Source organism: Streptomyces bambusae (genome assembly GCF_019400985.1).
In the GTDB taxonomy this organism is placed as follows: domain Bacteria; phylum Actinomycetota; class Actinomycetes; order Streptomycetales; family Streptomycetaceae; genus Streptomyces; species Streptomyces bambusae_A.
Genome location: NZ_WTFF01000320.1, coordinates 1 through 8,255, shown reverse-complemented (window position 1 = coordinate 8,255; position 8,255 = coordinate 1). Strand labels below are relative to the sequence as shown.

Genomic DNA, 8,255 nt, shown 5'->3' with positions numbered 1-8,255 from the left:
CGCCCGGCCCGGACAGCCCGGCCCAGGCCGCCGCCGAACGGGCCCGCGCGGTCCTGGAGGAGCGGCTGGCCGACCCGCCGTCCCTGGAGCAGCTCGCGGTGGAGCTCGGCACCAGCCCGTTCGCGCTGCTGCGCGCCTTCCGGGAGCGGTACGGCATGCCGCCGCACACCTGGCTGACCGACGCCCGGGTCCGCCGGGCCCGCAGCCTGCTGGACGCGGGCGCGGCGCCCGCGGAGGCGGCGGTGACGGTCGGCTTCACGGACCAGCCCCACCTCAACCGGCACTTCACCCGGATCGTCGGGGTCCCGCCCGGCGCCTACCGACGCGGGCACTCGCCCGGCTGACCGGCTCCCGGCGGGGGCGCGGCGGACCGGCGCGCAAGAACGTACAAGACCGCCACCGGGCCCCGCACCTAGCGTCGGGGTGTGACCAGGACCGATACACAGACCCAGGGACAGGAGCCGGGACAGGCTCAGGGCACTCAGAGCACTCAGGGCCGGGCGCGGACGACAGGCCGTACGCAGGCGGCGGCGGGGAGCGCGGCGGACCGGCGCGCCGTCGTACGGGACTCGCTCGGGGTGGGCGTGGCCGTCGGCCTGTCCGGCTTCGCCTTCGGCGTGACCGCCGCCGGCTCCGGCATCAGCACGGCGGCGGCCTGCGTCCTGAGCCTGCTCGTCTTCACCGGGGCCTCGCAGTTCGCGCTGGTCGGGGCGCTCGCCGCCGGCGGGAACCCGTTCACCGCGGCCGCCGGGGCGTTCTTCCTCGGCACCCGCAACGCCTTCTACGGCCTGCGGCTCTCCCAGCTGCTCGCCCTGCCCCGGCCGCTGCGCCCGCTGGCAGCGCACTGGGTCATCGACGAGACCGCCGCCGTGTCCCTGGCCCAGAAGGACCGGGCCTCGGCCCGGCTCGGCTTCGCCGTCACCGGGCTGAGCCTGTACGTGCTGTGGAACCTCACCACCCTGCTCGGCGCCCTGGGCGCCGAAGCCATCGGCGACACCGCCGCCTGGGGGCTGGACGCGGCGGGACCCGCCGTCTTCCTCGCCCTGCTCGCCCCCATGCTGCGCACCGCCACCGAGCGGGCCGTCGCCGTGCTCGCGCTGGTCCTGGGCCTCGGCCTCCTGCCGGTGCTGCCCGCCGGGGTTCCGGTGCTCGTCGCGGCGCTGGCCGCGCCCGCCGTCCTGTTCCTGAAGGGACGCAGCCTGAAGGGACGCAGCCTCAAGGGAAGCAGCTTCAAGGACCGCAACACCGGGGGCCGCAATGCGAAGGGAACGCGCCCGTGAACGTCTGGATCGCCATCGGCCTCACCGTCCTCGGCTGCTACGCCGTCAAGCTCGCCGGCCTCCTCGTCCCGGCCGGCGCCCTGGAACGCCCGCTGGTGCGGCAGCTGTCCGCGCTGCTGCCGGTGGCGTTGCTGGCCGCGCTCACCGCGCAGCAGACCTTCAGCACCGGCCACGAGCTGGTCCTCGACGCCCGCGCCGCCGGGCTGGCCGCGGCCGGGATCGCCCTGCTGCTGCGCGCCCCGTTCCTGGCCGTCGTCGCCGCGGCCGTGGTGGTCACCGCCGGACTGCGGGCCCTCGGCCTCCAGTAGGCCGCGTAGGCCGGGTCCCGCGTATCCGCCGGATCCGCCCCGGCCGGCTACCGCCGGGCCGTACCGGGGCCCGGCGGCGTCGGACCGTCCAGCGGGCGGCCGTACGCGCGCAGGGTCAGCAGGGCCTCCAGGGTGGCGATCGGGCGCCGCTCCAGTGCGCTGCCCGGCGCCCACGCCCGCCGGTGCACCGGCCAGCCGCCGTCCTGCTCCTGCCCGGCGGCCAGGAAGTCCAGTGAGCGGGCGATCTCCTCGTCCGTGAACCAGCCGCGCGCCAGCGATTCCGGCCGCCGCGCCACGTCGTACGCGAACAGCTGCTCGCCCGGTGCGCCGCCGGGCACCGCCGGCGCCTGCGCCCGGTCCGCCGGGTCGAGCACCACCAGCTCCCGCTCCCGCACCAGCCGGCCCAGCCGGTCCGCGGCCGCCACCGCACGGGCCCGGTCGGGTACGCCGTCCAGGAAGGCGACGGCGCCCTGGAGCTCGTACGGATGGCAGCGGCGCAGGCTCTCCAGCCGCTCCCAGCAGAACTCCGTGGCCCGGAACAGCCACGCGTGCCACACCCGGTTGCGGTGCAGCAGCCCGACCACCGGGCCGGTGGTGACCAGGGAGCCCGGCGGGTCGTCCTGGACCGGGTGGTAGGGCGCCGCCGGGTAGCCGCGCGGTGCCGGGACCACCACCGGCAGGGCGCCCTCCGGGGTGGACAGCCGGGTCAGGCGGTCGCACAGCCGCTCGACGCGCCGGCCGGCGCAGCGGTTCAGCCCGTCCAGCACCCGCAGGGCGTGCGCGCAGTGCAGCGGCTGGCTCAGCGGGCCGCGCAGATCGGGGTCGAGGGCGTGGCCGTAGCCGCCGTCGTCGTTGAGGTACGCGCCGAGCGCCCGGTCCACCGGGTCGGGATCGCCGCCGAGGAAGTGGAAGGTGAACCGCCGCTGCTCCAGCACGCGGGCCGTGAGCCAGATGAAGTGCTCGGCGCGGGCCAGCATGGATGTGTCGCCGTGGGCCATGACGGAACCGTAGGGCGGCCCGCTGCCCCGGCGGGCCGAACGGCAGCGGGTGCACTCGCACGGGGCGGGATACTGGGGGCATGCGGTTGACGATTTTCTGGGAGCGGATGGCAGAGCACTTCGGTGCCGCCTACGCGGACTCCTTCGCGCGTGACCACGTCATGACCGAGCTCGGCGGACGTACGGTGCACCAGGCGCTGGACGCGGGCTGGGAGACCAAGGACGTGTGGCGCGCGGTCTGTTCGGCGATGGACGTCCCGGCCCACCTGCGGTGAACGTCCGCTGACGGTCTCTCGACCCGGGGGCCGTACGGGCCGCCGGTGGGGGAGACTTGTCCCCGTGGCAGCCACCGACGAGACCCAGGACACCCCGGACACCCCCGACGCGCGCGGGCCGGTCCCGGGCGCGCGCCGCCCGGCGGAACCGGACGGCGCGGGCGCCGGGCGGTCCGCACAGGACCGGCATCGCCGCCGGCACCGACACCGCGAAGCCCAGGTCCCGTTCGGCCAGGCCCGCGATGATCCGGGCCGCCTCCTCGGGGGTCTCGGCCTCGGCCTCGGCGACGATCGGGACCCCGGCGGTGGCCGGGTGGGCGGCCGCGGTGTCGGCCAGGTCCAGGACCAGCCGGCTGGGTAATCCGCTGCGGGCGCCGACCGGTATCCGGGCGCGCTCGCGCAGTTCGTCGTCCTCGCTCCAGCGGCCGGGCAGGCTCAGCCGCCAGTCCACGGGCACGGTCCCCCGGTCGGTGACCAGGAACAGCCCGAGGGCGAGCTGGCAGCTCAGCGTGCGACCGCCGGCCGGGTCGAACCGACGGTGCACCCCGGCGGAGCACTCGCCCCGCTTGGGGATGACCACCGGGACCATCCGCAGGGCCCGTACGTCGGCCCGCTCCCCGCACCAGGCGGCGAGCTCCCGGCGGACCGGATCCCACTGCCAGGTACTGGAGTTGACGATCTGGTGGAGCGACTGCGAGGCGGTCTCGAAGGTCCCGGCGGAACGCGCCATGTTGCGTACGGACTTCTTCCCGGGCGTCGTGACCAGCCCGGACAGATAGGCGCCGGCCCAGCGGCGCTGGTCGGTACGCGGCAGGCAGCGGAACAGGCGCCGGGCCAGTGGTTCGGCGGTCGGCACGGTCTCCGGCATGCGCGCGGCCTGCGGTACAGGCATGGCGAGCTCCCTCCGGCGAGCAGGTCGTGTGGCCAGGATTCAAGAATAGCGAGTGTTCTCTTTGTTTTGCGAGCCCTGGTGACCGCAGACCCGACTTTGGCACGTTCCCGCCACGCCCCCGCGCCCCGCGCGCGCCGGGCGGGAACACGCCGGGGGCCCCGGCCGGTTCCGCACCCCGGCCGGGGCCCCGCTGGACACGCCGTTGTGCGGCGTGCCCGGTCTGTCAGGCGGCGAGTTCCGCGAGCACGGAGTCGCGCCGCGTCAGGTTGGGTCGGCTGCCGCTGAAGAGGCTCTCCATGGGGAGCCACCGCAGCGTGACCGGGCCCTGCGGGGCCCCGTCGTAACCGATCGCCGCCGCGGCGGTGTGCCGCGGCCCGGCCGGTACGTCGACCACGGACCAGCCCTCGGGGTGCTTGTCGGACTCCCACCCCAGGTAGTCCAGGGACAGGTCCCGGCCGAGGCCGGTGCCCAGCCCCTTGAGGTAGGCCTCCTTACGCGTCCACAGCCGTCCGAAGGCCGAGGTCCCCGCACACTCGGGCACCTCCGCCAACTCGGCCCGCTCGTCCGGGTGGAGGGCCTGGGTGCACACCCGGGCGGTCTCCGCGCTCGGCACCTTCTCGACGTCCACGCCGATCGGCACCTGCGCCACCCCGATCAGCACCACACCGCTGCTGTGGGACAGCGAGAAGTGCAGGTCGGAGACCGGATTCACGAGCACCGGCCGCCCGTGCTGCTTGTCGCAGCACGGGCAGGGGCCCCGCCCGAAGACGAGGTCCCTCGCGGGCTCTCCCACATACGCCGACAACACCCGCCGCAGCGCGATGTGCGCCGCCGCGTACAGGTACCCACCGGCCTGGCGGCGGCAGGCCCGGGCCCGCTGCAGCTCGGTCTCGTCCAGTTCCTCCATGTCGAGGACGCCGGTGATGTCGTCCGGCTTGGGCTGCCGCAGCAGCCACACGTCCGCGCCGGCCGGCGGCGCCAGCTTCGCCGTCACGCCCCATACCCGAGCAGGTCCAGCATCATGCCGGACAGCGCGTGCGTGTCTTTCGCCATCAAGATCTCCTTCAGTTCCGGGGCGACGCCCATCGCGTCCCGGAGCCGGTACTGGAGCTCACAGCCGAGCATCGACCCGACGCCGACGCTGACCAGCGTCCGCTCGGTGTCCAGCGCGGCCGGGGTCAGGCCCACCGAGCGGGCCACCTCCGCCCGCACGTACTCGAACATGAGCTCCGCGCGCTCCGTCCCGCCCGCGGATGCGAGCGTGGCCGCCGAGGGGGCGGTCACGTCCGCGGCCAGCGGGCCGTCGGTCGCGGTCTCCGGGAGATCCCAGTCGGGGTCGGTATTCAGCCAGTCGAGAACTGCTTGGTCCACTGTCACGATGCCTCCAAGGCCGGTGGTTCGTGCGACATTTCGCCGGACATTGCGTCGGACTTTTCTTCGGACATTTCGTCGGACTGTTCGTCGGACTGTTCGTCGGACGTCTCGCGGGACGTCGTGCGGTACGTCCCGCGGGACATGAGCGAGCGCACCCGCGAGGGGTGCAGGGGCAGGGCGCCGACGTCGCCGGCGAGCCCCAGGGCGTCCCGCACGGCACCGGCGAGGACGGCGCCGCTGCCCGCGGTGCCTCCCTCGCCGGCCCCGCGCAGGCCGAGCGGATTGCCCGGTGCCGGCGCGTCCTCGTAGACCTCCACCTGGATCTCGGGGAGGTCGGCCGCGCGCGGCCACAGATAGTCGTCGAGCGTCAGCGACAGGGGCGTGCCGCGCTCGTCGTAGCGGAACTCCTCGGACAGCGCGCCCCCGATGCCCTGGACCGCGCCGCCCAGCAGCTGGCCGCGCACGGACTCCGGGTGGACGGCGCGGCCGACCTCGTAGGTCACGGCGTAGCGCAGCAGGCGGACGGCCCCGGTCTCCGGGTCCACCTCGACCTGCGCGAAGTGCGCGCCGTACGGGTACGTCATCCCCTGCGCGGCGTACGTCGCCCGCCCGATCAGGCCGGCCTCCTCGCCGGTGGCCGTCCAGCGCGGCGCGAAGCTCGCGGCGGCGATCCGGCCCCAGTCCAGCCGGCGCTCGGGTGCGCCCCGCACCGCCAGGCCGCCCTCGTGCGGGACGAGCTCGGCCGGTTCGGCGCCCAGGAGTTCGCCGGCCACCGCCCGCGCCCGCTCCAGCACCTTCAGCGCGGCCTCGCGTACGGCCGTGCCCCCGACCACGGTCGAGCGGCTGCCGAAGGTGCCGCCGCCGTCGGGCAGCAGATCGGTGTCGGAGAGCACCACGTGCACCGAGCCGGCGGGCACGGCGAGCTCCTCGGCGGCGATCTGGGCCATCACGGTCTGGATGCCCTGGCCGACGTTGGCGCCGCCCATCACGACCCGGACCGCGCCGGTCACGCCGATGTCGACGACCGCGCTGTCGTAGCCGAGGCCCGCCTTCTCCAGGATGACCGCGCAGCCGGTGCCCACCAGCCGGCCCGCGGCCCGCGCCTCGGCGGCCTCGGTGCGCCACCGCTCGTAGCCGACGGCCGCCCGGCCCTTGTCGAAGTGCTCCAGGTGGTCCTTGCCGTCGAGCACCATCGGGGAGCCGAAGACCTGCATCGGCCGCTGGTGCGGCAGTTCGGCGGCGGTCAGCAGGTTGCGCCGGCGCAGTTCGACCGGGTCGATGCCGAGCCGGTTCGCGGCCAGGTCGAGGGCGTGCTCGCGCACGAAGTTGTGCTGGAAACGGCCCGGGGCCCGGTAGGTGCCGATCGGGGTCTTGTGGGTGGTGACGATGTGCACCCGGGAGCGGCAGGCCGGCAGCCGGTACGGCCCGGAGACCATCGAGGCGGTCAGCGCGGCCACCACCGCGCCGTGGGTGCGGATGTACGCGCCGTTGTCGAGCCAGGCCTCGTCGCGCAGGGCCAGCAGCCGGCCGTCGGCGTCCAGCGCCAGCTCGATCCGGTGCTCCTGCTCGCGGGCGTGGTTGGCGGCCGTCATGTGCTCGGTGCGGTCCTCGCTCCACTTGACGGGGCGTCCGGTGCGCAGCGCGAGGAATGGGACGAGGAAGTCCTCGGGGTAGAACTCGCCGCGGATGCCGAAGCTGCCGCCGGCGTCCGTCTCCCGCATGTGGATGCGGTGTTCAGGCAGTGCGAGCAGGGAGGCAAGGACCCGGCGGTTGATGTGCGGGATCTTCGCGGCGCCCCAGACGGTCAGCCGCCCGGTGTCCGCGTCGGGCTCGGCGACCAGGCCGCGCGGCTCCAGCGGGGTGCCGCTGTGCCGCCCGGTGCGCAGGTCGGCGCTCACCACGTGGGCGGCGCCGGCGAAGGCCGCGTCCACGTCGCCGTACCCGAAGTCGACGACGCCGACCTCGTGGGCGTCGGCGGGCGCGGTGCGCGCGTCGAGTACGGGCGCCAGCTCGGCCAGGTCCAGGCCGACCAGCTCGGCGGCGTCCTCGGCGAGATAGGGGTCCTCGGCCAGTACGGCGGCCACCGGCTCGCCCGCGTACCGGACGCGGCCGGCGGCGAGCGGCGGCTGGAGCCAGTCGGTGAAGTCCAGCCCCGGGTGCGGCTGGCGCACCGGGATGCGCAGGCCCGGCGGCAGGTCGGCGGCGGTGACCACGGCGGCCACACCGGGCAGCGCGGCGGCCCGCACGGTGTCGACGCCGCGCAGCTCGGCGTGCGCGACGGGCGAGCGGACCACGCGCAGCCAGAGCTGGCCGGGGCGCACGACGTCGTCGTGGAAGCGGCCGCGGCCGCGCAGCAGCCGGTCGTCCTCCAGGCGGGGCACGGAGTGCCCGAGGGCGCTCACCGGCCCACCGCCTCGATCGCGTCGACGACGGGGCTGTAGCCCGTGCAGCGGCACAGGTTGGCCGAGACACAGGCCCGGATGCGGTCCCGGCAGGGGCGCGGCTCACGGCGCAGCAGGGCGGTTCCGAGCATCAGGAACCCGGGGGTGCAGAAGCCGCACTGGAGCGCGAAGTGGTCCTTGAACGCCTGCTGGAGCGGGCCGAGCCGACCGTCGTCCTCGGCGAGCGACTCCACGGTCTCCACCCGCTGCCCGTCCGCCTGCACCGCCAGCACGGTGCAGGCCCGCACGGGCTCGTCGTCCAGCAGCACGGTGCACGAGCCGCACACCCCGGTCTCGCACCCGACCCGCGTCCCGGTCAGCCCGAGGTCACGGCGCAGCACATCGGCGAGGCTGCGCCGCGCCTCGACCTCCAGGGCGCACGGGTCGCCGTTGACGGTGAGCTTGAGCGATACGGGCTCGGTCGCTTCGCTGGTCATGCCGCCACCGCCTCGGGGTGCTGTGCCACCGGGGCGGCGGCGGGTTCGGGGGCCGGCGCGAAGGCCGGTGCCGGGGCCGGCTCGGGGGCCGGGCGGCGGACCGGTGCCAGGACGCGGGCGCGGTCCGCCGAGCGGGCCAGGGCCGCGTACAAGTGGGCGTGCCGGTCGGCGCCGGTACGGGCCTCGTCCAGCTCGTCCAGTCAGTCCTGGCCGTACCCGCGGACGGTGTCCAGCAGCTGTCTCTATACAC

At 75.4% G+C, this 8,255-nt stretch carries 9 protein-coding genes and 1 pseudogene; 4 read left to right on the top strand and 6 right to left on the bottom strand.

The features are described 5' to 3' along the window. From GPJ59_RS29955 to GPJ59_RS29945, 3 genes are all read left to right on the top strand, one after another. The coding region (locus GPJ59_RS29955) for a helix-turn-helix transcriptional regulator (RefSeq protein ID WP_219671050.1) at positions 1-344 on the top strand (344 nt) is incomplete at its 5' end. A gap of 81 nt (positions 345-425) precedes the next feature. After that, entirely contained in the window at positions 426-1,280 is an 855-nt protein-coding gene (locus GPJ59_RS29950) for an AzlC family ABC transporter permease (protein ID WP_308120561.1), read from the top strand. After that, the gene (locus GPJ59_RS29945) at positions 1,277-1,588 is read left to right on the top strand and encodes an AzlD domain-containing protein (protein ID WP_219671049.1); all 312 of its coding nucleotides are present in this window, start codon (positions 1,277-1,279) and stop codon (positions 1,586-1,588) included. Before GPJ59_RS29950 ends, GPJ59_RS29945 begins: the two co-directional genes overlap by 4 nt. Positions 1,589-1,635: 47 nt before the next feature. Here the strand turns inward: GPJ59_RS29945 and GPJ59_RS29940 are convergent, their stop codons facing one another. Then, on the bottom strand, positions 1,636-2,586 hold the full coding sequence (locus GPJ59_RS29940) for a hypothetical protein (RefSeq protein ID WP_219671048.1): 951 nt from the start codon (positions 2,584-2,586) through the stop codon (positions 1,636-1,638). 80 nt (positions 2,587-2,666) lie between these two features. Between GPJ59_RS29940 and GPJ59_RS29935 the strand changes: the two genes are divergently transcribed. After that, positions 2,667-2,861 carry a DUF3046 domain-containing protein gene (locus GPJ59_RS29935; RefSeq protein ID WP_219671047.1) on the top strand — a complete coding sequence of 65 codons (195 nt, stop codon included), beginning with the start codon at positions 2,667-2,669 and terminating at the stop codon, positions 2,859-2,861. A gap of 133 nt (positions 2,862-2,994) precedes the next feature. Here GPJ59_RS29935 and GPJ59_RS37945 read toward each other — a convergent pair. The 5 genes and pseudogenes from GPJ59_RS37945 to GPJ59_RS29915 all read right to left on the bottom strand — a co-directional run. Next, positions 2,995-3,729: pseudogene (locus GPJ59_RS37945) on the bottom strand (IS701 family transposase); the annotation flags it as partial. A 247-nt stretch (positions 3,730-3,976) separates the two neighbouring features. Next, complete coding sequence (locus GPJ59_RS29930) at positions 3,977-4,747, bottom strand: 4'-phosphopantetheinyl transferase family protein (RefSeq protein WP_308120560.1); 771 nt, start codon at positions 4,745-4,747, stop codon at positions 3,977-3,979. Next, on the bottom strand, positions 4,744-5,130 hold the full coding sequence (locus GPJ59_RS29925) for an acyl carrier protein (RefSeq protein ID WP_219671046.1): 387 nt from the start codon (positions 5,128-5,130) through the stop codon (positions 4,744-4,746). Before GPJ59_RS29925 ends, GPJ59_RS29930 begins: the two co-directional genes overlap by 4 nt. Beyond that, a complete protein-coding gene (locus GPJ59_RS29920) occupies positions 5,127-7,529 on the bottom strand; it encodes a xanthine dehydrogenase family protein molybdopterin-binding subunit (RefSeq protein ID WP_219671045.1) in 2,403 nt (800 codons plus the stop codon). The genes GPJ59_RS29925 and GPJ59_RS29920 overlap by 4 nt, the downstream gene beginning before the upstream one ends. Next, positions 7,526-8,005 carry a (2Fe-2S)-binding protein gene (locus tag GPJ59_RS29915; RefSeq protein WP_219671044.1) on the bottom strand — a complete coding sequence of 160 codons (480 nt, stop codon included), beginning with the start codon at positions 8,003-8,005 and terminating at the stop codon, positions 7,526-7,528. The genes GPJ59_RS29920 and GPJ59_RS29915 overlap by 4 nt, the downstream gene beginning before the upstream one ends. Positions 8,006-8,255 lie beyond the last annotated feature (250 nt).